Genomic DNA, 21,816 nt, shown 5'->3' on the forward strand with positions numbered 1-21,816 from the left:
GCGCTGTCACGGCGGTGTTGGGCCGATTAGCTGGCGTAACGCTTCTGCTCAGCTCTGCGCGGCGGTTCTCGCCGTCCTCAGTGCTTGCGGCGCCGGCCCTTCCCGCCGCGTGCCGGTGCGGGCTTGGCGCCCGGCGCCGCAGTAGCCGCCGCCGGTGCTCCCGCCGTAGCCGCTGCCCGTCCTCCCGCCGGAGCCTTCTCGGGTCCCGGTCGGTCCGCCGAGACCACCAGGGCGGCGAGGGCCGTGGTGACCGGTACCGACGCGACCAGGCCGATCGAACCCACCAGCGTGCGCACGATCTCCTCGGCTACCAACTCGCTGTTGGCGACCGCCCCGACGCTGCTCTGCGCGATGGAGAAAAGCAGCAGCAGAGGCAGGGCGGCGCCCGCGTAGGCGAGGACGAGCGTGTTGACGACGGAGGCGATGTGGTCGCGGCCGATACGGATGCCGGCGCGGTACAGCCCGCGCCAGCCCATCGACGGGTTGGCCTCGTGCAGCTCCCAGACCGCCGATGTCTGCGTGACCGTCACATCGTCGAGCACACCGAGCGAACCGATGATGACGCCGGCGAGGAGCAGACCGCTCATGTCGATCGACGGGTAAAGGCCATGGATCAGGCCCGTGTTGTCGTCCGTGTTACCGGTGAGCGCGGCCCAGCCGATGAACACCGACCCCAGGACGCCGATGAGCACCAGCGACATCAGCGTGCCGAGCACCGCCACCGATGTACGGGCCGACAGGCCGTGGCACATGTAGAGGGCGATCAGCATGATGGCGCTCGACCCGACCACCGCCACGATCAGCGGGTTCGAGCCGTGCAGGATTGCGGGCAGGATGAAGAAGTTCAGGATCATGAAGCTGATGGCCAGCGCGATCAGTGCCATGACACCGCGCAGCCGTCCCACCACCACGACGGCCAGCGCGAAGATGCCGGCGAGCAGCGCCATCGGGAACTTGCGGTTCACATCGGCGACCGAGTACTGCAGATCCCGGGGCGCGGAGGGTTCGTACGCGACCACGACCTTCTCGCCCTGATGCAACTGCCGTGACTGGTCGGGCTGCACGATCTCCGTGAACGTACGGCCCTTGTCCTTGCCGGTGCCGACCGTGACCGTGGCCTTCTTGCAGGTGCCGCCCGCCTCCTGCTGGGCGGAGGAGCCCTCGGCGGTGGAGGTGTCCCCGGTCGCGCTCCCGCCCGAGGCGTTCACCGACGCGCAGCTCACGCTGACGACCTTGGTGACCGTCGCCTGCTGCGTCTGCCGGTCGAAGCCGACCCCGGTGCGCTTGTGCGACGGGGCGCCGCCGGGCCACAGCACCACCATGCCGACCACGACCGCCACGGTGAACGGGATCAGGATCGCCGCGATGACCTTTCGGAGATGCCGGGAGACGGGGGCGGCGGGGCCGTGACTGTGGGAATGACCGTGTCCGCCGCCCGCACCGGAACCGTGTCCGCCGTCCCCGCTGGAGCCGTGGTCGTCCCCGGAACCCGATCCGGAACCATGGTCGTCCCCGGACCCGTGGCCGTGGTCGCCTCCGGGACCGTGGTCGTGGCCATGGGGCGGCCCGGTCGGCGGGTACGGGGGCTGCTGCGTCGTGGTCACCGCCCGATCATCGCAAGAACGCCGGAGGCCCACTGTTCACCGCGCCACTTATGACGCTAGCGTGGAGGCACCTTTGCACACGCGGGAGCTCGGAGCACCGGGCTGAGAGGGCGCTGACCTTCGTCTCTGCGATGTTTCACGGGAAACGTCACCTGAATCGAGTGATGTTTCACATGAAACATCGGCTGACGGAAGCCGCTGCGTCGACCGCCGAACCTGTTACCGGGTAATGCCGGCGTAGGGAGTAGGTCTCATGACCAACAAGGACGTACGCACGTCTGCCTTCAGCCAGGACGAACAGCCCATTCCGGGCGAAGAGTTCGCGCGGGCCGGGCAGTCCACAGAGGCCGAGCAGTCCGCGGCGAACGGAAAGCCGACGGAGGCCGAGCGGCGCATCGGCTGGCACAAGGGGTACGTCGCGGGCTCGCGCCCCGATCTGCGGGTGCCGGTCCGTCAGGTGCACCTCACCAATGGGGAGTCGGTGACGCTGTACGACACCTCCGGCCCGTACACCGATCCGCTCGTCGACACCGATGTCCGCAGGGGGCTGGCGCCGCTGCGGGAGAACTGGATCATCGCCCGCGGCGACACCGAGGAGTACGCGGGCCGTCCCGTTCGCCCCGAGGACGACGGAATCAAGCACACCTCACCGCGCGGTGGGCTGCGCAACCTCGACGCGGTCTTCCCCGGGCGGCCTCGTCAGCCGCGACGCGGACGCGACGGCGTGGCGGTCACGCAGCTCGCCTACGCGCGACGGGGCGAGATCACGCCCGAGATGGAGTTCGTGGCCGTACGGGAGAACGTTTCGCCCGAGGTGGTCCGGGAGGAGATCGCGGCCGGGCGGGCGGTGCTGCCAGCCAACGTCAATCATCCCGAGATCGAGCCGATGATCATCGGCAAGCGGTTCCTGGTGAAGGTCAACGCCAACATCGGCAATTCCGCGGTCACTTCCTCCATCGAGGAGGAGGTCGAGAAGATGACCTGGGCGACCCGCTGGGGCGCCGACACGGTCATGGACCTGTCCACCGGCCGCAACATCCACACCACCCGCGAGTGGGTGCTGCGCAACTCCCCCGTCCCCATCGGCACGGTGCCGCTCTATCAGGCGCTCGAAAAGGTCGACGGCCGCGCCGAGGAGCTGACCTGGGAGATCTACAAGGACACGGTCGTCGAACAGGCCGAACAGGGTGTGGACTACATCACGGTTCACGCGGGCGTGCGGCTGCCGTTCGTACCGCTGACGGCGAACCGCAAGACCGGCATCGTCTCGCGCGGCGGCTCGATCATGGCGGCGTGGTGCCTGGCGCACCACAAGGAGTCTTTCCTGTACGAGAACTTCGAGGAGCTGTGCGAGATCCTCGCCGCCTACGACGTCACCTACTCGCTGGGTGACGGCCTGCGGCCGGGGTCGATCGCGGACGCCAACGACGAGGCGCAGTTCGCGGAGTTGCGGACGCTCGGGGAACTCAACACGATCGCGAAGCGTTTCAATGTACAGACCATGATCGAGGGCCCGGGACATGTCCCGATGCACAAGATCAAGGAGAACATCGACCTTCAGCAGGAGATCTGTGATGAAGCTCCGTTCTATACGCTCGGCCCGCTGACGACGGACGTCGCGCCGGCGTACGACCACATCACCTCCGGCATCGGTGCCGCGATGATCGCCTGGTGGGGCACGGCCATGCTCTGCTATGTCACGCCCAAGGAGCACTTGGGCCTGCCCAATCGTGACGACGTCAAGACCGGCGTCATCACCTACAAGATCGCCGCCCACGCAGCCGACCTCGCCAAGGGGCACCCCGGTGCGCAGGAATGGGACGACGCGCTGTCCGACGCCCGCTTCGAGTTCCGCTGGGAGGACCAGTTCAACCTGGCCCTCGACCCGGACACGGCACGGGAATTCCACGACGAGACGCTTCCGGCGGAGCCGGCCAAGACGGCGCACTTCTGCTCGATGTGCGGGCCGAAGTTCTGCTCGATGAAGATCAGCCAAAGCATCACAGCGCAGTTCGGTGGTACGGCGGCTGCGGGGGCGACGGCTGAGGAGGTCGCCGAGGGGATGCTGCAGAAGTCGAAGGAGTTCGCGGCCAGCGGGAGCCGGGTGTACCTGCCGCTCGCTGACTGACGCTCACACGAGCGCCGCTCCGAGAAGCTCCGCTGTCGGGGCGGCGTTTCGTCGCAACTGTTTGTGGACGCCGGTGGGTCCGGTGGTGGTTGGTGGTGTCGACCGCATATTGAGTTGCCCAGCTGACAGGGGGACACGAGACTCGCGACCATGTCGACCACTGCGCGCAGCCTCACGCTTGAGCACTTCCAGTGGATCGACGGCCACGCCGATGTGTGGAAGATCTTCCGCGACCCCAAGGCGCTCGCCCTGGTTGTCCGTGGTCTGGTGGACCCGTTCAAACAGGACGACATCACGGCTGTCTGTGGCATCGAGTCCCGAGGATTCCTGCTCGGGGCGGCAGCCGCCATCGAACTTGGGGTCGGATTCGTCCCGGTGCGCAAGCAAGCCGGACTCTTTCCGGGCGTGAAGGCCGTCCGGCAGACCGCTCCCGATTACCGCGGCATCCGCCACGAGCTACGCCTTCAAAGGGCGTCGCTGACCCCGACGGACTTGGTGCTGATGGTTGACGACTGGATCGAGACTGGCAGTCAGGCGACAGCTGTCCGGTTGATGGTCGAAGAGTGTGGCAGTCGCTGGGGCGGTTGCGGCGTGATCGTCGACCAAGCCAGTGACCACTGCCGATCGAACCTTGGAGTCCGTGGCATCGTCAGCGCGGCTGAGCTGCCCGCCCACAACGCGTAATAGGCGGTACGACCTGCCATACGGCATTTCATGGGTGTAGCTGTCCTCAATGAAGATCTCCCGCGACATCCGGCGTGAGCAGGGCGGGGAGTCGGGGAGAGTTCGACGAGGGCACGGCTCCGCGGCCCCTGTGACCGGGTGTTCGGCTTGCGCTCCCCTGGGTGGGGGCGCAAGCCGAGGGGCTACTCCGGCGCGTGCTCGGGCCCCCCGAAATCCGGACTGCTGAAGTCCGGGCTGCTGAAGCTCGGGCGGTGGCCCGGCTCCGGGCCGTCGTCGGGGCTGGAGAAGCCGGGGCGGTCGTAGCCGAGGTGCGGCATGCGACTCGGGCCCGGGGGCGTCGTACGGCGCACTGGTGCCGCTCCTGGAGTCGCGAGCGCCTCTTGGAGGAACGGCAGGATGCCGCGTTCCAGGAGGGCGTCGTGCCAGGCATCCCTGGCCCGGGCCACTTCGCCGCCCGACTCGCCGTAGGGGCCGGTGTCGGGTGAGGGCCGGTTGCGCAGGGCGGTGAGCAGCAGGCCGACGGCGGCGACGAGGATCGCCGCGGCCGTCATGGCGCCGAACACCCATCCGGCGGTGAGCATGGTCTGGGCGAACGCCGGTTCGGGGGTGAGCATCTTGAGGATGTAGCCCACGAGCAGGAAGATCGCCGCGGCCGTGCCGGCGAGGACGGGGGTGAGGACGGCGGCGACGGCGACGGCACCCGCACCCTCGGCAGCCTCCCCCAGGGTGGTGGCGAGCCCCATCGCACCCGCGGCGTCCGGCTCCGCGGAGCCGGTCTCGCCGACGGACGACGGGGTGGACGACGCCGGATGGCGCAGTTCCTCGCGGACCTTCACGTAGTGCTGGTACTCGGTCGCCGCGGCCGCCGTGATGAGTGCGGTGGCGTTCAGCGCCATGGTGCGCAGCTGTTCGGGGTTGAGCCGCTTACCGACAGCGGCCAGTTCCGGGCGGGTAGGGGCGGAGCGCAGCGCCTCGTCGAGGATCCGCTCGTACTCCTGGCGGTCCTCGCTGTGCAGGTGCTGCGGAACGCTGTTCATGTGCATCCCCCGATGCTCCGTAGGGCTTGGGGCTCGCATGCCAACGAGCCGTCGGGCAGAAACGGAGGGGAGCCTGCTACGGATAAGGCGATGGTAGAGCGGCGACGGCACACGGTGACAGGGGGTTTCCAGAAATTGGCCCCTGGCCAGCGCTGTCGTCCGCCGGTCCTCCGAGGGGGACGTCTGCCCGATAAACGCTCAGATATCCAGGGGCAGTTGCTGGACCAGCAGTTTTCCGGCCATGGTCACTCCGCCGTCCATCGCGATGGCCAGTCCCTCGGCGTAGACGTGCGGTCCCTCGACCACGGGACCGGCGGTGTCCTCGCCGTCCTCGGAGCCGACGTCGCCCAGGAGATAGGGAATCGGGCTGTGGCCGTGGACGATCCGGGTCCCGCCGTACATGTCGAGCAAGGAGCGGACGTGTTCGGCGCCGCCCTCGTCGCGGAAGGAGAAGCGCTTGGTGAACTTGCGGAACACGTCCCACACCTCGTCCGCGTCGTTGCGCGTGAGGGTCTCGCGGACGTTGTCGTTGACGGCCTCGATCGAGTCGCCGTAGTCGAGGTAGGCGGTGGTGTCGGAGTGGACGAGCAGATGGCCGTCGACCTCCTCCATGGCGTCCAGACGGGCCATCCACTGCAGGTGGACGTCCTGGAGGCGGTCCATGTCGGTCTTCTGGCCGCCGTTGAGCAGCCAGGCCGCCTGGAAGGTGGCGGTGCCCGCGCCGGAGTTGACGGGGGTGTCGCCGAACCGCTTCGCGCCGAGCAGGAGCAGCTCGTGGTTGCCCATGAGCGCCTTGCAGTAGCCGCCGGCCGCGGCGGCCTCGGCGGACAGGCGCATCACCAGGTCGATGACGCCGATGCCGTCGGGTCCGCGGTCGGTGAAGTCGCCGAGGAACCACAGCCGGGCGGTGCCCGCGCACCAGCTGCCGGCGGCGTCGATCAGGCCCTTCTCCCGCAGTGCGGCCACCAGTTCGTCGAGGTAGCCGTGCACGTCTCCTACGACGAACAGCGGACCGGGGCCCTCCGTCTGCTGCGCGGCGGCCACCGACGCCGGGTCCACCGCGACCTGAACCGTGTCACCCCGATTGATGACCGGCAGATCGCGCTGAGTCGGCGTGTACCCGTCGGGATAGGCCTCGTCGAAGGCCTCCTCGTCGGGTCGTACGGCGCCGCCGGGCTGCGCGCTGTCGGCGTACGGACCGGTCTCGTGGACATACGCCGGTACCCGGAAGTCGCGCAACGTCGCCGTCCGCTCCACCTCGGGTCCCTGACCGGCCCCCTGAGTCATCGACCCCTCCACCATCGCGCCGCATCTGCACCGCGTCGGACTGCCTGGTCGCAGCGGCCCGCGGTGCCGTGGGCCCATCATAGGAATGCGGATCGCGCCATGTGATGACCCAGGGGTGGTGAATCAGAGCAGGACTCCACTTCACGGCGGCTTTCGCCCCGATTGGACCGGGCTTCGACCGGGTGCCCTCCGCTTGACGGCGGTCGGTTCCCGCCGTGTACGCGGCTGGATTTCGCCGGTGGGGGTGCTGGGTCGGCCGGGGCGGGTACGGGGGGCCTTGCCGGTGCCGGTGCCCGGCCCCTGCCCGTGCTGGGTCTCTGCCTGGTGCTGATGCCGGGCCCCTGCCGGTGCTGGGTCTCTGCCTGGTTCTGACGCGGGTGCGGGTCGTCTGCCCGGTGCTGGCGCGGGTGCGGGTCGTCTGCCCGGTACCGATGCTGGTTGCCTGCCTGCTGGCGGTATTGGGTTACCAGTGGGCGCCGGTGCCCAGAACCTGCCTGGCTCGTGCCGGCGCCGGTGCCCAGCGCTCGCCCGGGGTCATCCCGGTGCCGGTGCTGTTCGGGCCGTCGCGGGCGGTTGCGGGAAGTCCTGCGCATCGCGACGTCGGGTGTCTGCCCACCGCTCCGGTTCTCCTACGGCGGCTGGCGTGCTGCCTCCGGGCGCCCGCCTCGGCCGGACCGGGGGGAGGGGTCGGAGCCCTGGGGTTGGTTTCGCTCGCCAGGCGCGCCTGGGGGTTCTCGCAGTGGGTCCGCTCCCGCCCCCGGCGGGCCCCGGCACGGCTCCGGGCGTTGCCTCGGCGGGACGGCAACACCCGGTGGGAGCCGAACGGCGGGCGGTACCCGATAGGACTCCGGCACCGCGCCCACTCGCCACGCCACCCGAAAGGAGTGCTCAGCACCGAACCCTCCTCGGCACGGGCACCCGGCGTGAGTTCCGACACCGAGCAGCCCTTCCCCAGCGGGAAGGTGGAGCGCGAATGCGGAGCGGGAGGGTGGCAACTCCGCGCCCCGCTCTGCCGGACCGCGGTACCCGGTGGCGAGCCCGCGCCCTGCCGCGCCGGGCTGCGGTACCCGGTGGGAGTCCGAGTACCGCTTCTCCCGACACCACGTCCCGAGAGAGTCCCGGCAACAGCGCCCGCCCCTGACGGGCACCCGTAGACGAGCCTCGACACCGAGCCACGCCCCTGGCACACCTCGACGGGAGTCCCGGCACCACCCCTCGCGAGGCACCCTCGCGAGGCACCCTCGCGAGGCACCCTCACGGGGACCCGGAGCGGGTCCGGTCCTGCCCGCGCCAGACCACGGCACCCGGTGAAACCCAAGCGCAGCCCCGTCCGACGCCAAGCCCTGACCGGATCCGGCCCCCGGCGACGGCACCAACGCCCGCCCAAGCGGCCCCTGCGCCCCGCCAACCCGTCACAGCACCCGGCCGCGAGCGCAAGCTCAACCGCCCCACCCACTCGCGGCGCCCACCACATGCTCAGGCACCGCCCACTCGGCAACAAGCCTCACCCGGCAACAAGGCTCACTCGGCTTCAAGCCCCGCCCGGCACGAAGCCCCACCTGGCACCAATCCTCGCCCGGCTTTTAGCCCCATCCGGCACCAAGCCCCACCCGCCCCTGGTGCCGCCCCCCCAATGCCCTCCCAACGCCCTCCCGATGCCCTCCCGACGACAGACCCCGACAAACCCCCGGCAGGCTCCCCCTACTTCCCCTCGGGCGACCGAGGCGGACTGACGGTTGTCCGAGGTGGACGCCGCTGGGACGACGTCCGCACGATCAGTTCCGTCGGTATCACCTGCTCGATCGGCTGGTCCGAATCGATGCCCTCGATGGCGTCGATGAGGAGTTGGACCACCGCCGTGCCGATCCGGCGCGGCTTCAGGGAGAGCGTGGTGATGGGCGGCTCGGTGTTGGCGTACACCGTGGACTCGCTGCAGCACACGAGCAGCAGGTCCTCCGGCACGCGCAGCCCGTAGCGGCGCGCGGCGGCCAGCAGATCGGTGCCGTTGGGGTCGAACAGGCCGTAGACCGCGTCGGGACGGTCGGGGCGGGCGAGCAACCGGTCGGCGGCGACGGCTCCCGCGCACGGATCGTGCGCCGGATAAGCCTCGTACACCGGATCCTGGCCCACCCGCTCGCACCAACGCAGGTATGCGGTGGTCGACAAGTGCGTGTACGTGTCGGTCGTCGTGCCCGTGAGCAGGCCGATCCGGCGGGCGCCGGCGTCGGCCAGGTGGTCGAGGATGCCGAGGACGGCGGCCTCGTGGTCGTTGTCGACCCAGGCGGTCACCGGGAGCGACCCGGCCGGGCGGCCGTCGGAGACGACCGGTAAACCCTGCCGGACGAGCTCGCTGACCACCGGGTCGTGGTCGGACGGGTCGATGACCACGGTCCCGTCCAGGGCGACGTTCGACCACACGTCGTGGCGCGAGGTCGCCGGAAGGATCACGAGGGCGTAGCCGCGGGCGAGCGCGGCCGAGGTGGCGGCGCGCGCCATCTCGGCGAAGTACGCGAACTCGGTGAAGGTGAAAGGTTCATCCCCGTATGTCGTCACGGTCAGGCCGATGAGGCCCGACTTGCCGGTACGGAGGGTTCGGGCAGCCGCGGAGGGCCGATAGCCCAGCCGGTCGGCCACTTCACGGACATGGCGTCGGGTGGCGTCCGGGAGCCGGCCCTTGCCGTTGAGGGCGTCGGAGACGGTCGTGATGGAGACTCCGGCCGCGGCGGCCACGTCTCTGATTCCCGCCCGGCCCGGCCGGCTTCCTCGACGAGAGGTTTCCGCGCGGCTCACCTGGTGCTTCCCTGCTGCTGTCATGGCGAGCCGATAGTAGGGCTCATGCGGTGGGGTAGTGCGGACGCATATGCACGCGTTGACAGGCACGTTTCTGCAAGGTCAGAAGGGGTCAACTGCCTTAGAAACAAAGTCAGTTAAACGATGCAATGGCATTACGTGACTTGTCGGCGCGCATGGGCCTGCCAAGTCCCCCATGTTTCGAAGAGGTCTCAACTCACCTGTACGAGGGATGCGCGCCACGGCGTGAGCTACCAGCGCATAGATATATGTACAGCGCGCCCCCGGTTCGTGCGCCTTCGTGCGGTGTTGCCCCTGATGTGGATGTGACGCGTGGGGCGTTCCCCGACCGGCACCCGACCGGCACCCGACCGGCACCCGACCGGCACCCGACCGGCACCCGGCAGGCACCCGGCCGGCAGCCAGCAGGCATCCGGCCGGCACTTCACCCGCACCCGGCGGCTGCCCGCCCGGACCCGATCTGTACGCGTCGGCGCCTAATCCTCATAAGGTGAGCAGTATTGAAAGCCGGTGGTGGTCACAAGGAGGACTGCGGTGAGCGAGACGAGCCCGAAGCTGCGTGCCGAGCTGGAGGGTATCCCCACCTACAAGCCGGGCAGGCCTGCCGCGGCCGACGGTCCGGTGGCCTACAAGCTGTCCTCCAACGAGAACCCGTACCCGCCCCTGCCCGGCGTGCTGGAGAGCGTGACCGCGTCCGCCGCGTCCTTCAACCGGTACCCCGACATGGCGTGCACCGGTCTGATGAACGAGCTGGCGGAACGGTTCGGCGTCCCGGTCTCCCACCTGGCCACCGGCACCGGCTCGGTCGGCGTCGCCCAGCAGCTGATCCAGGCCACCAGCGGCCCCGGCGACGAGGTCGTCTACGCCTGGCGGTCCTTCGAGGCGTACCCGATCATCACGCGCATCAGCGGTGCCACGCCGGTGCAGGTGCCGCTGACCCCGGGCGATGTGCACGACCTGGACGCGATGGCCGACGCCATCACGGACCGGACCCGGCTGATCTTCGTCTGCAACCCCAACAACCCGACCGGCACGGTCGTACGGCGGGCCGAACTGGAGCGCTTCCTGGACCGGGTGCCCGGCGATGTGCTCGTCGTACTGGACGAGGCGTACCGGGAGTTCATCAGGGACCTTGAAGTGCCGGACGGCGTCCAGCTCTACCGCGACCGGCCGAACGTCTGCATCCTGCGGACCTTCTCCAAGGCGTACGGCCTCGCCGGGCTGCGGGTCGGTTTCGCGATCGCGCACGAGCCGGTGGCGGCGGCGCTGCGCAAGACGGCCGTGCCCTTCGGGGTGAGCCAGCTCGCGCAGGACGCGGCGATCGCCTCGCTGCGCGCCGAGGACGAACTGCTGGGCCGCGTCGGCTCGTTGGTGAGCGAGCGCACCCGTGTGGTCGACACGCTGCGCGCCCAGGGCTGGACGGTCCCGGAGACCCAGGCCAACTTCGTGTGGCTGCGGCTGGGGGAGCGTACGGTCGATTTCGCGGCGGTGTGCGAGCGGCACGGTGTGGTCGTCCGGCCGTTCGCGGGCGAGGGCGTGCGCGTCACGGTCGGGGAGACCGAGGCCAACGACATCTTCCTGAAGGTGGCGGAGGGGTTCCGCAAGGAGCTCTAGCGGTCTCCGGCGGACTTGGCCGTCGGTGCGTCGGTCGAGGTCGTTCGTAACGAGTGACGTTAGGGGGGTTGCCACATGGGGACCCCCCTTCGTAATGGGACCCCCCTTCGGATGTCGAAAATCGGTGCGTCATAATAGCTTGTGAATGTGAACGCGTTCACAAGCGTGTCCCGGTTCGTCCCGTGATGCATGTGGCACAAGGGGCAAACTGCCGCTGTGACCACGGCGACATAAGGAGACTGACGACGTGGAATTCGCTCTGGCGCCGGAGACACTGGCGCGATGGCAGTTCGGCATCACCACCGTCTACCACTTCCTGTTCGTCCCCCTGACGATCTCGCTCGCCGCCCTCACGGCCGGGCTGCAGACCGCGTGGGTGCGCACGGAGAAGGAGAAGTACCTCAGGGCCACCAAGTTCTGGGGCAAGCTCTTCCTGATCAACATCGCCATGGGCGTCGTCACGGGCATCGTCCAGGAGTTCCAGTTCGGCATGAACTGGTCCGCCTACTCGCGGTTCGTCGGCGACATCTTCGGAGCCCCGCTCGCCTTCGAGGCGCTGATCGCGTTCTTCTTCGAGTCCACCTTCATCGGGCTGTGGATCTTCGGCTGGGACAAGCTGCCCAAACGGATCCACCTGGCCTGCATCTGGATGGTGTCGATCGGCACGATCCTGTCGGCGTACTTCATCCTCGCGGCCAACTCCTGGATGCAGCACCCCGTCGGCTACCGGATCAACAAGGCCAAGGGGCGCGCCGAACTCACCGACTTCTGGCACGTGCTGACCCAGAACACGGCGCTGGCGCAGGCGTTCCACACGCTCTCCGCGTCGTTCCTGACCGGCGGCGCGTTCATGGTCGGCATCGCCGCCTTCCACCTGTTCCGCAAGAAGCACATCCCGGTGATGAAGTCCTCGCTGCGGCTGGGCCTGATCACCGTCACCATCGCGGGCCTGCTCACCGCCGTCAGCGGTGACACCCTCGGCAAGGTCATGTTCAAGCAGCAGCCGATGAAGATGGCCGCCGCCGAGGCGCTGTGGGACGGCCAGAACTCCGCGCCGTTCTCGATCTTCGCCTACGGCGACGTCAGCAAGGGCCACAACACCGTCGAGCTGTCCGTCCCCGGGATACTGTCGTTCCTCGCCGACGACGACTTCAACTCGTACGTCCCCGGCATCAACGACACCAACAAGGCCGAGCAGGCCAAGTACGGTCCCGGCGACTACCGGCCCATCATCCCCGTCACCTTCTGGGCGTTCCGCTGGATGATCGGCTTCGGCATGGCGTCCTTCGCGATCGGCCTGGCCGGACTCTGGCTGACCCGCAAGAAGTTCATGCTCGCTTCCCATCTGCGGGTCGGCGACGACGAAGTGCCGAACGTGGTCCTCTTCAAGAACAAGACCCTCGGCCCGAAACTCACCAAGCTCTACTGGCTCGTCTCCATCTGGACCCTCGGCTTCCCCCTCATCGCCAACTCCTGGGGCTGGATCTTCACCGAGATGGGCCGCCAGCCCTGGGTCGTCTACGGCCTCTTCCAGACCCGCGACGCGGTCTCCCCCAGCGTCTCCCAGGGCGAGGTCCTCACCTCGATGATCGTCTTCACCTCGCTCTACGCCGTCCTCGCCGTCATCGAGGTCAAGCTGCTCGCGAAGTACGTCAAGGCCGGCCCGCCCGAACTCACGGAGGCCGACCTCAACCCGCCCACGAAGATCGGCGGCGACTCCCAGGACGCCGACAAGCCGATGGCCTTCTCGTACTAGGCCGAGGGAGCTGCAACAGTCATGGAACTGCACGACGTCTGGTTCGTCCTCATCGCCGTCCTGTGGACCGGCTACTTCTTCTTGGAGGGCTTCGACTTCGGGGTCGGCATCCTCACCAAACTGCTCGCCCGCGACCGGGTCGAGAAGCGGGTCCTGATCAACACCATTGGGCCCGTCTGGGATGGCAACGAGGTCTGGCTGCTCACGGCCGGCGGCGCGACCTTCGCCGCCTTCCCCGAGTGGTACGCCACCCTCTTCTCCGGCTTCTACCTCGCCCTGCTGGTCATCCTGGTCTGCCTGATCGTCCGGGGCGTTGCCTTCGAGTACCGGGCGAAGCGGCCGGAGGAGAACTGGCAGCGCAACTGGGAGACGGCGATCTTCTGGACCTCACTGCTCCCCGCGTTTCTGTGGGGTGTGGCCTTCGGCAACATCGTGCGGGGCGTGAAGATCGACAAGAACTTCGAGTACGCCGGCACCTTCTGGGACCTCTTCAACCCGTACGCGATCCTCGGCGGCCTGGTCACGCTGACGCTCTTCACCTTCCACGGTGCGGTGTTCACGGCGCTCAAGACGGTCGGGGACATCCGGACCCGGGCGCGCAAGCTGGCCCTTCAAGTCGGGGTCATCACAGCCGTGTTCGCGCTGGCCTTCCTGATCTGGACCCAGGTCGACAGCGGTGACGGCAAGAGCCTGGTCGCGCTGATCGTGGCCGTCGTCGCTCTCGTCGCGGCGCTGGGGGCGATTCAAGCCGGCCGTGAGGGCTGGTCGTTCGCGTTCTCCGGCGTCACCATCGTGGCGGCCGTCGCGATGCTCTTCCTGTCGCTCTTCCCGAACGTCATGCCGTCCTCGCTCAACCCGGACTGGAGCCTCACGGTCACCAACGCCTCGTCGAGCCCGTACACCCTGAAGATCATGACCTGGTGCGCGGGGATCGCCACGCCGATCGTCCTGCTCTACCAGAGCTGGACGTACTGGGTGTTCCGCAAGCGGATCGGTACGCAGCACATCGCCGAAGCCGCGCACTGAGTCCGAAGGGGAGGGCGTCTCACATGCCCCGCATCGTGCACAGGGATGTTTCACGTGAAACACCCTCCCCTGACCGAAGGGCATGTTTCACGTGAAACCAATCGACCCGCGTCTCCTCCGGTACGCCCGTGCCACCCGCCTCTTCCTTGTGGCTGTCGTCAGCCTGGGCGCCGTCGGTGCGGGGCTGGTCATCGCGCAGGCGATGTTGATCGCCGAGATTGTGGTCGGCGCCTTCCAGCACCGGATGTCCGTCGGTGAACTCGGCACTCCCCTGCTGCTGTTGGCGGCGGTCGCCGTCGGTCGTGCCCTGGTCTCCTGGCTCACCGAACTCGCCGCCCACCGGGCCAGCGCCGCCGTGAAGTCGGAACTTCGACGCCGGTTGCTGGAGCGTTCCGTGGCGCTGGGGCCCGGGTGGCTGAGCGGGCAGCGGACCGGATCGCTGGTCGCCCTCGCCACCCGGGGCGTCGACGCCCTCGACGACTACTTCTCGCGCTATCTCCCGCAGTTGGGGCTCGCGGTGGTCGTCCCGGTCGCGGTGCTGACGCGGATCGTCACGGAGGACTGGGTCTCGGCGGCGATCATCGTCGGCACGCTGCCGCTCATCCCGCTCTTCATGGTGATGATCGGCTGGGCCACGCAGTCCCGGATGGACCGCCAGTGGCAGTTGCTGTCCCGGCTCTCCGGGCACTTCCTGGACGTGGTCGCGGGGCTGCCGACGCTGAAGGTGTTCGGGCGGGCCAAGGCGCAGGCCGAGTCGATCCGGCGCATCACCGGCGAGTACCGGCAGGCGACCATGCGGACCCTGAGGATCGCCTTCGTCTCCTCCTTCGCGCTGGAGTTGCTGGCCACCCTCTCCGTGGCCCTGGTCGCCGTGACGATCGGCATGCGGCTCGTCCACGGCGACATGGACCTCTACATCGGTCTCGTCGTCCTCGTCCTGGCCCCCGAGGCGTACCTGCCCCTGCGTCAGGTGGGCGCCCAGTACCACGCGGCGGCGGAAGGTCTTGCGGCGGCCGAGGAGATCTTCTCGGTACTGGAGACACCGGTCCCGCCCTCGGGCACCACCGAGGTGCTGTCGGACGCCCTGGCCTTCGAGGGCGTGACGGTCCGGTACCCCGGGCGGTCCATGGATGCCGTATCGGAGATCTCCTTCGCCGTGGAACCCGGAGAGACGGTCGCCCTCGTCGGCCCCAGCGGCTCCGGCAAGTCCACTGTGCTGAACGCCCTGTTGGGATTCGTACGGCCCGCCGAGGGCCGGGTGAGCGTCGGGGGAGTCGATCTCACCGACATCGACCTGGCGCGGTGGCGGTCCCGAATCGCCTGGGTACCGCAACGGCCGCAGCTGTACGCCGGGACGATCGCCGAGAACGTACGGCTCGCCCGGCCCGACGCCGACGACACCACCGTACGGCGGGCGTTGGCCGACGCCGGGGCCCTGGAGTTCGTGGACGCGTTGCCCGAGGGGACCGGGACCGTGCTCGGTGAAGACGGGGTCGGGCTGTCCGCCGGGCAGCGGCAGCGGCTCGCGCTCGCCCGGGCCTTTCTCGCCGACCGGCCCGTGCTGCTCCTCGACGAGCCGACGGCCGCGCTGGACGGGGCGACCGAGGCCGAAGTGGTCGAGGCGGTACGGCGGTTGGCGGTCGGGCGGACGGTGCTGCTCGTGGTGCACCGGCCGGCCCTGCTGGCGGTGGCGGACCGGGTGGTACGGGTGACGGAGGGCGTGGCCGCGGTGCGCGCGGAGGCCGGGCCGGCGACCCCCGGGACAGGGACTGCCGAGGAATCGTCGGCGAGTTCCACTGCTCCCGACGAGCCCGAGACGCGGCTCGTGGCGCACGCGGGTGGCGTGCTCTCCCGGGTCCGTGCGATGTCCGGTGCCCGGCGTGGGCGGCTCGCCCTGGCGCTGCTGCTCGGAAGTCTCGCGCTGGGCAGTGCCGTTGGGCTCATGGCCACCTCGGGATGGCTCATCTCGCGGGCCTCGCAGCAACCGCCCGTGCTGTATCTGATGGTGGCCGTGACGGCGACCCGGGCCTTCGGGATCGGGCGGGCCGTGTTCCGGTACGCGGAGCGGCTCGTGTCGCACGACGCGGTGCTGCGGATGCTGGCCGACACCCGGGTCGTCGTCTACCGGCGCCTGGAGCGGCTGGCGCCCGCCGGACTGCGTGACACCCGTCGCGGCGATCTGCTCTCCCGGCTCGTCGCCGACGTAGACGCGCTCCAGGACTACTGGCTGCGCTGGCTGCTGCCCGCCGGGGTCGCGGTCGCCGTCTCCGCCGCGACGGTCGGCTTCACCGCCTGGCTGCTGCCCGAGGCCGGGGCCGTGCTCGCGGCCGGTCTCCTCGCGGCCGGCGTCGGTGTCCCCCTCGTCACCGGTGCCGTGGCCCGCCGTGCCGAACACCGGCTGGCCCCAGCCCGCGGGGTGCTCGCCACCCGGGTGACCGAACTGCTCACCGGAACCGCCGAGTTGACGGTCGCCGGCGCCCTGCCGGCCCGTACCGCCGAGGCTCGACGAGCAGACGGCGTACTCACGAGGATCGCCTCCCGTGCCGCCACCGCCACCGCCCTCGGCGACGGTCTCACCGCGCTGCTCTCGGGCCTGACCGTCACCGCCACCGCCCTCGTGGCCGCCCAGGCGGTCGCCGCGGGACGACTCGGCGGAGTGCTGACGGCCGTCGTCGTCCTCACCCCGCTCGCCGCCTTCGAAGCGGTCCTCGGACTGCCCCTCGCGGTGCAGTACCGGCAGCGGGTCCGCAAGAGCGCGGAGCGCGTGTACGAGGTGCTGGACGCCCCCGAGCCCGTACGGGAACCGGAACGGCCCCTCCAGGCACCCGCGACGCCGTTCCCGCTGGTCGTGCAGGGGCTGGCCGCCCGGCACACCGGGCAGGACCGGGACGCGCTCGCCGGGCTCGACCTGACGCTGGAGAAGGGCCGCCGGGTCGCCGTGGTCGGGTCCTCCGGGTCCGGCAAGACGACGCTGGCGCAGGTGCTGCTGCGGTTCCTCGACACGGATGCGGGCTCGTACACGCTGGCCGGCGTGGACGCGTACGCGCTGGACGGCGACGACGTACGACGGCTCGTCGGGCTGTGTGCCCAGGACGCGCACCTCTTCGACAGCTCGGTGCGCGAGAACCTGCTCCTCGCGAGGAAGGACGCGACCGAGGACGAACTGCGGGCCGCGCTGGAGCGGGCCAGGCTGCTCGACTGGGCCGACGGGCTGCCCGACGGCCTGGACACGCTGGTCGGTGAGCACGGGGCGCGGCTGTCCGGCGGGCAGCGGCAGCGGCTGGCCCTCGCCCGCGCGCTGCTCGCCGACTTCCCGGTCCTCGTGCTCGACGAGCCCGCCGAACACCTGGACCTGGCGACCGCCGACGCGCTCACCGCCGATCTCCTGGCCGCCACGGAGGGCCGTACGACCCTGCTCATCACGCACCGGCTCGCGGGTCTGGAGGACGTGGACGAGGTGATCGTGCTGGACGAAGGGCGTGTGGTGCAGCGAGGGTCTTACGCCGGACTCGCCTCGGTGGAGGGGCCGTTGCGCGGGATGGCGGAGCGGGAGGCTGAGTCGGAGCTGTTGGTGGCGGCCGGTTGAGGGGCTCACGGCTGCTGCGCTCGACTTTCCGTGTCAAAGGGGACTAATTAGGCTCGGGGCATGTCAGTCGCCGCGCGTCCCGGTCCCCCGCCGCCCGCCTCGGGACCGTCGGCCGAACTGGCCGCCCGCGTGCCGCAGTTGCTGGCGGCGATGCGGTCCGTGGGCAGTGGGCTCGAACTGCACTCCACACTGGAGCGGATCTGCGAGGCTGCGGCCACTCTGACGGACGCCCGTTACGCGGGCATCGGTGTCGTCGACGAGGACGGTGACGCCCTGATCGACTTCGTCTTCCACGGGGTCGACGCGGGGACCGCGCGGCGCATCGGGCGGATTCCCGACGGGCACAAGGGGTTGCTCGGCGCGCTCATCCGGGAGCCGGATCCGGTCCGGCTCACGGATGTGACCGAGGATCCGCGTTTCTGGGGCTTCCCCGAGCATCATCCGCGGATGCGCGGCTTCCTCGGCGTTCCGATCCGTGTCCAGGGGGAGGTCTTCGGCAACCTCTATCTGGGCGAGAAACGCGGCGGGGACCCCTTCGACGACTACGACCTCGGCATGGTCCGCGTCCTGGCCACTGAGGCCGGTATCGCCATCGGCAACGCCCGGTTGTACGAGGCCGCCAAGCAGCGTGAGCGGTGGATCGACGGATCGGTGGCCGTCACGACCGCCCTGTTGTCCGGCGGCGACGCGGAGGACGCGTTGCAGGTGGTCGCGGAACAGGCCCGTCGGCTATCCGGTTCGGCGGCCGGGATCGTGCTGCTGCCCGCCGACGAGGGCGGCATGGAGATCGTCGCCGTGGCCTCGGAACGGCCGTCGAACGCCCTCGGCGTGGTCGTCCCCCCGGAGAGCGAGATCGTCGCCGAACTCCTGGGAGGAAAGCCGGTGTTCGTGGCGGACGCGGCCACCGACCCACACCTCGTCACCGGTCTTGCGTGTGCCTACGGGCCGGTCATGGTGCTGCCCCTGCAATGCGACGGGCGCGTCCTCGGGGCCCTCGTCACGCCACGGGCGCGAGGAGAGCGGCCGTTCACGGAGGCGGAACGCACCCTCGCGATCCAGTTCGCCTCGCAGGCCGCGCTCGCGCTGATGATGGCCGAGGCACAGCGCGACCGGGAGCGGCTCGCGGTGTACGAGGACCGCGACCGGATCGCCCGCGACCTGCACGATTTGGTCATCCAACGGCTGTTCGCCACCGGGATGATGCTGGAGAGCGCCCAGCGCGGAGCGCTCGCCCCCGAGGTGCGGCAGGGCGTGGGCAACGCCGTCGACGAACTCGACGTCACCATCCAGGAGATCCGCACCGCGATCTTCGCGCTCCAGCAGGGCCCCGCCGAGGCGCCCTCCGGGCTGCGTACGCGGGTGCTGCGGGAGATCAACATGGCCGCCGTGCCGCTCGGTTTCAAGCCCGCGCACCGTTTCGTCGGTGACGTCGACATGGCGGTCGGCGACCTCACCGGCAAGAACCTCGTCGCGGCCCTGCGCGAGGCCCTCTCCAACGCGTTCCGGCACGCGGCGGCCACCCGGATCGAGGTCGTCGTCGACGCGACCGCCACCCTGCCGGACGGGCGGCCGGGCGTACGGCTCACCGTCGCGGACGACGGGGTCGGTATCCCCGCGGGCGGTCGGCGCAGCGGCCTGAAGAACCTCAAGCGGCGCGCCGAATCCCTGGGCGGCGACAGTTGCTACGGGCCGGGCATCGGCGCCGACGGAGGCGGTACGACGGTGGTGTGGCAGGCACCCCACTGAAGCCGTCCTCATGGGCTTCCGCTGAGCCGTTCGCAGCAACGCGTCCCCCATGCCTACGACGTGAACAAGGCCCTCGTCCGAAGCACGGGTCAGGATCGCTGACATGGGCTCATCCCGCCGTCACCCGCTGCTCGTTCCGGCGCTGCTGTGCGCGATCGCCGTGCTGGCGGCCCGACCCGGTGACGACGCCGACCTGAAGCGGGATATCCAGCGGAAACTCGACGAGGCGCGCGGGCAGTTGCAGGGTCAGGCGGACGTCTCGGTCGCGGCGGGCACCTGCCGGGGCGCCGTCCGCCTCGACCAGCCGCCTGCCCAGGTCGCCGACCCGTGGGTCGCGCCGGTGGAGAGCGTCGAACTGTCCGCCGGATTCGGCAGCGGCGGCTCCCGCTGGGCGAACCGGCACACCGGCCAGGACTTCGCGGTCCCCATCGGCACGCCGGTGCGGGCGGTCGGAGCGGGCCGGGTGGTGCGGGTGTCGTGCTGGGGCGCCTTCGGCATCGCGGTCGTGGTCGAGCACCCGGGCGGCTACTCCACGCAGTACGCCCACCTCGCCGCCGTCACCGTCGACCAGGGTGACCGCGTGACCACCGGCCAGTGGATCGGCCAGGGCGTCTATGTAAGGGGTGTGCTCCGGGACGACGCTCGTTACCGGCCGCTGCTACCGCCGCTCCGCCAGCATCCGCTCGATCACGACGGCCACACCGTCCTCGTTGTTGTCGACGGTCCGCCCCGAGGCCGCGGCGAGCACGGCGGGGTGCGCGTTGCCCATCGCGTACGACCGTCCCGCCCAGGTGAGCATCTCGACGTCGTTCGGCATGTCCCCGAAGGCGACGACCTCCTCGGGCGCGATACCGCGCTCCGCGCAGCACAGGGCGAGTGTGCTCGCCTTGGAGACGCCGGGCCCGCTGATCTCCAGCAGGGCGCTGGGGCTGGAGCGGGTGACGTTCGCGCGGTCGCCCAGGGCAAGGCGGGCCGTGGTCAGGAAGGCGTCCGGATCGAGCGCGGGGTGGAACGCGAGGATCTTCAGTACCGGCTCGTCGGCCCCCGGGGCGTCCGACGCCAGGAGCTTCTCGGCGGGCGCGAGGGTGTCCGGTATCTCCATGTGCAGCTTCGGATACGCCGGCTCCTGGTAGAAGCCGTACGTCTGCTCGATCGCGTACACCGTCCCGGGCGCCGCCTCACGCACGAGCTGTACGGCGTCGATGGCGTTCTCCCGGGCCAGCTCGCGGACCTTTACGAAGCGGTGGGCGCCGGGGCCGCCGTGCAGGTCGACCACGGCGGCGCCGTTGCCGCAGATCGCCAGGCCGTGGCCGTGGACATGGTCGCTGACGACGTCCATCCAGCGGGCCGGGCGGCCTGTGACGAAGAAGACCTCGATGCCTGCCTCCTCGGCAGCCGCCAGCGCGGCCACCGTGCGGGGGGACACCGACTTGTCGTCGCGCAGCAGAGTGCCGTCCAGGTCGGTGGCGATCAGCCGTGGGGGGACGGCGGAGGCCGGGGTCTCGGGCTGTCGAGTCGCTGAGGTCACCGGACCATTCTCCCGCATATGCCCGCACGCCTGTGCGGGACCATCACAGGCGGCGCCGGCAACGCTCGTTCGGCGCCCCACATTGCCGCGCCGTAGGCTCTGAGGCATGAGTCTGCGTCTGAGCACCGTGATCCTCCCGTACCGCCGCTGGAACGAGGGGAGCCGCGAGGCATGGCAGCGGGCGGAGCAGCTCGGGTTCCATACCGGCTTCACGTACGACCACCTGTCCTGGCGCACGTTCCGGGACGGCCCGTGGTTCGGTGCCGTGCCGACGCTGACGGCCGCCGCGGCCGTCACCGATCGGATGCGGCTGGGGACGCTCGTCACGTCGCCCAATTTCCGGCACCCGGTGACCCTCGCCAAGGAACTCATCTCCCTCGACGACATCTCCGACGGGCGGGTCACGCTGGGGATCGGTGCGGGTGGTACCGGGTTCGACGCCACGGCACTCGGGCAGGAGCCGTGGACCCCGCGGGAGCGTGCCGACCGGCTCGGGGAGTTCGTTCCGCTGCTGGACCGGCTGCTCACCGAGGACTCGGTGTCGTACGAGGGGGACTTCTACTCGGCGCACGAGGCTCGGAACATCCCGGGGTGCGTGCAGCGGCCCCGGCTGCCGTTCGCGGTGGCGGCCACCGGCCCTCGTGGTCTGAAGCTCGCCGCCCGGTACGGACAGGCGTGGGTGACCACCGGCGATCCCCGGCTCTTCGAGAGTGGTACCCCTGAGCAGTCGGTGCAGGCCCTTCGTGGGCAGGTCGAGAAGCTGGCCGACGCCTGCGCGGCGATCGGCCGGGAGACGGCCGAACTCGACAAGATCCTGCTCACCGGGTTCACCCCGGACCGCGGCCGTCCGCTGGAGTCCCTCGGCGCCTTCGTCGACTTCGCCGGCCGGCACCAGGAACTGGGCTTCACCGACATCGTGATCCACTGGCCCATCCCGGACACGGACTTCGCCGCCGACGAGAAGGTCTTCGAGCAGATCGCGATGGAGGCTTCGACGCAGCTCGGCTGA

General features: G+C 69.9%; 13 protein-coding genes, 1 pseudogene and 1 riboswitch. Of the genes and pseudogenes, 10 read left to right on the plus strand and 4 right to left on the minus strand.

From position 1 onward, the window contains the following. Positions 1 to 77 precede the first annotated feature (77 nt). Positions 78 to 1,604: a YibE/F family protein gene (locus ACIQBL_RS36305; RefSeq protein ID WP_401949823.1), complete on the minus strand. Its 1,527-nt coding sequence runs from the start codon at positions 1,602 to 1,604 to the stop codon at positions 78 to 80. Positions 1,605 to 1,675: 71 nt separating this feature from the next. Continuing rightward, positions 1,676 to 1,865: riboswitch (TPP riboswitch) on the plus strand. On the opposite strand from ACIQBL_RS36305, the gene thiC reads away from it, so the two are divergent. From thiC to ACIQBL_RS36320, 3 genes are all read left to right on the plus strand, one after another. Further along, positions 1,858 to 3,732: a phosphomethylpyrimidine synthase ThiC gene (thiC, locus tag ACIQBL_RS36310; RefSeq protein ID WP_401949826.1), complete on the plus strand. Its 1,875-nt coding sequence runs from the start codon at positions 1,858 to 1,860 to the stop codon at positions 3,730 to 3,732. (Overlaps the previous riboswitch by 8 nt.) A 150-nt stretch (positions 3,733 to 3,882) precedes the next feature. After that, positions 3,883 to 4,416 (plus strand): phosphoribosyltransferase, encoded by a 534-nt coding sequence (locus ACIQBL_RS36315; RefSeq protein ID WP_401949829.1) that lies wholly within the window; start codon positions 3,883 to 3,885, stop codon positions 4,414 to 4,416. A gap of 251 nt (positions 4,417 to 4,667) precedes the next feature. Beyond that, on the plus strand, positions 4,668 to 4,901 hold the full coding sequence (locus tag ACIQBL_RS36320) for a hypothetical protein (protein WP_401950380.1): 234 nt from the start codon (positions 4,668 to 4,670) through the stop codon (positions 4,899 to 4,901). 750 nt (positions 4,902 to 5,651) lie between these two features. Here the strand turns inward: ACIQBL_RS36320 and ACIQBL_RS36325 are convergent. Next, complete coding sequence (locus tag ACIQBL_RS36325; RefSeq protein WP_401949832.1) at positions 5,652 to 6,755, minus strand: metallophosphoesterase; 1,104 nt, start codon at positions 6,753 to 6,755, stop codon at positions 5,652 to 5,654. A gap of 1,686 nt (positions 6,756 to 8,441) precedes the next feature. Beyond that, complete coding sequence (locus ACIQBL_RS36330) at positions 8,442 to 9,554, minus strand: LacI family DNA-binding transcriptional regulator (RefSeq protein WP_401949835.1); 1,113 nt, start codon at positions 9,552 to 9,554, stop codon at positions 8,442 to 8,444. Between the two features lie 531 nt (positions 9,555 to 10,085). On the opposite strand from ACIQBL_RS36330, the gene hisC reads away from it, so the two are divergent. The 6 genes and pseudogenes from hisC to ACIQBL_RS36360 form a co-directional block, all read left to right on the plus strand. Continuing rightward, the gene (gene hisC, locus ACIQBL_RS36335; RefSeq protein WP_401949838.1) at positions 10,086 to 11,165 is read left to right on the plus strand and encodes a histidinol-phosphate transaminase; all 1,080 of its coding nucleotides are present in this window, start codon (positions 10,086 to 10,088) and stop codon (positions 11,163 to 11,165) included. Between the two features lie 247 nt (positions 11,166 to 11,412). After that, positions 11,413 to 12,921: a cytochrome ubiquinol oxidase subunit I gene (locus ACIQBL_RS36340; protein ID WP_401949841.1), complete on the plus strand. Its 1,509-nt coding sequence runs from the start codon at positions 11,413 to 11,415 to the stop codon at positions 12,919 to 12,921. A gap of 21 nt (positions 12,922 to 12,942) precedes the next feature. Beyond that, a complete protein-coding gene (gene cydB / locus ACIQBL_RS36345; protein WP_401949844.1) occupies positions 12,943 to 13,947 on the plus strand; it encodes a cytochrome d ubiquinol oxidase subunit II in 1,005 nt (334 codons plus the stop codon). Between the two features lie 82 nt (positions 13,948 to 14,029). Continuing rightward, positions 14,030 to 17,533, plus strand: coding sequence for a thiol reductant ABC exporter subunit CydD (cydD, locus tag ACIQBL_RS36350; protein WP_401949847.1), 3,504 nt, complete (start codon positions 14,030 to 14,032; stop codon positions 17,531 to 17,533). Between the two features lie 60 nt (positions 17,534 to 17,593). Then, the gene (locus ACIQBL_RS36355) at positions 17,594 to 19,279 is read left to right on the plus strand and encodes a GAF domain-containing sensor histidine kinase (protein WP_401949850.1); all 1,686 of its coding nucleotides are present in this window, start codon (positions 17,594 to 17,596) and stop codon (positions 19,277 to 19,279) included. 187 nt (positions 19,280 to 19,466) lie between these two features. Continuing rightward, positions 19,467 to 19,886, plus strand: a pseudogene (locus tag ACIQBL_RS36360) (M23 family metallopeptidase); the annotation flags it as partial. Between the two features lie 51 nt (positions 19,887 to 19,937). Here ACIQBL_RS36360 and ACIQBL_RS36365 read toward each other — a convergent pair. Next, positions 19,938 to 20,825, minus strand: a complete 888-nt coding sequence (locus tag ACIQBL_RS36365) for a Cof-type HAD-IIB family hydrolase (protein ID WP_401949853.1) — start codon at positions 20,823 to 20,825, stop codon at positions 19,938 to 19,940. A gap of 88 nt (positions 20,826 to 20,913) precedes the next feature. Here ACIQBL_RS36365 and ACIQBL_RS36370 point away from each other — a divergent pair, with 88 nt between their 5' ends. Continuing rightward, entirely contained in the window at positions 20,914 to 21,816 is a 903-nt protein-coding gene (locus ACIQBL_RS36370; protein WP_401949856.1) for an LLM class flavin-dependent oxidoreductase, read from the plus strand.

This window comes from Streptomyces sp. NPDC088350, from assembly GCF_044753545.1.
GTDB lineage: Bacteria > Actinomycetota > Actinomycetes > Streptomycetales > Streptomycetaceae > Streptomyces.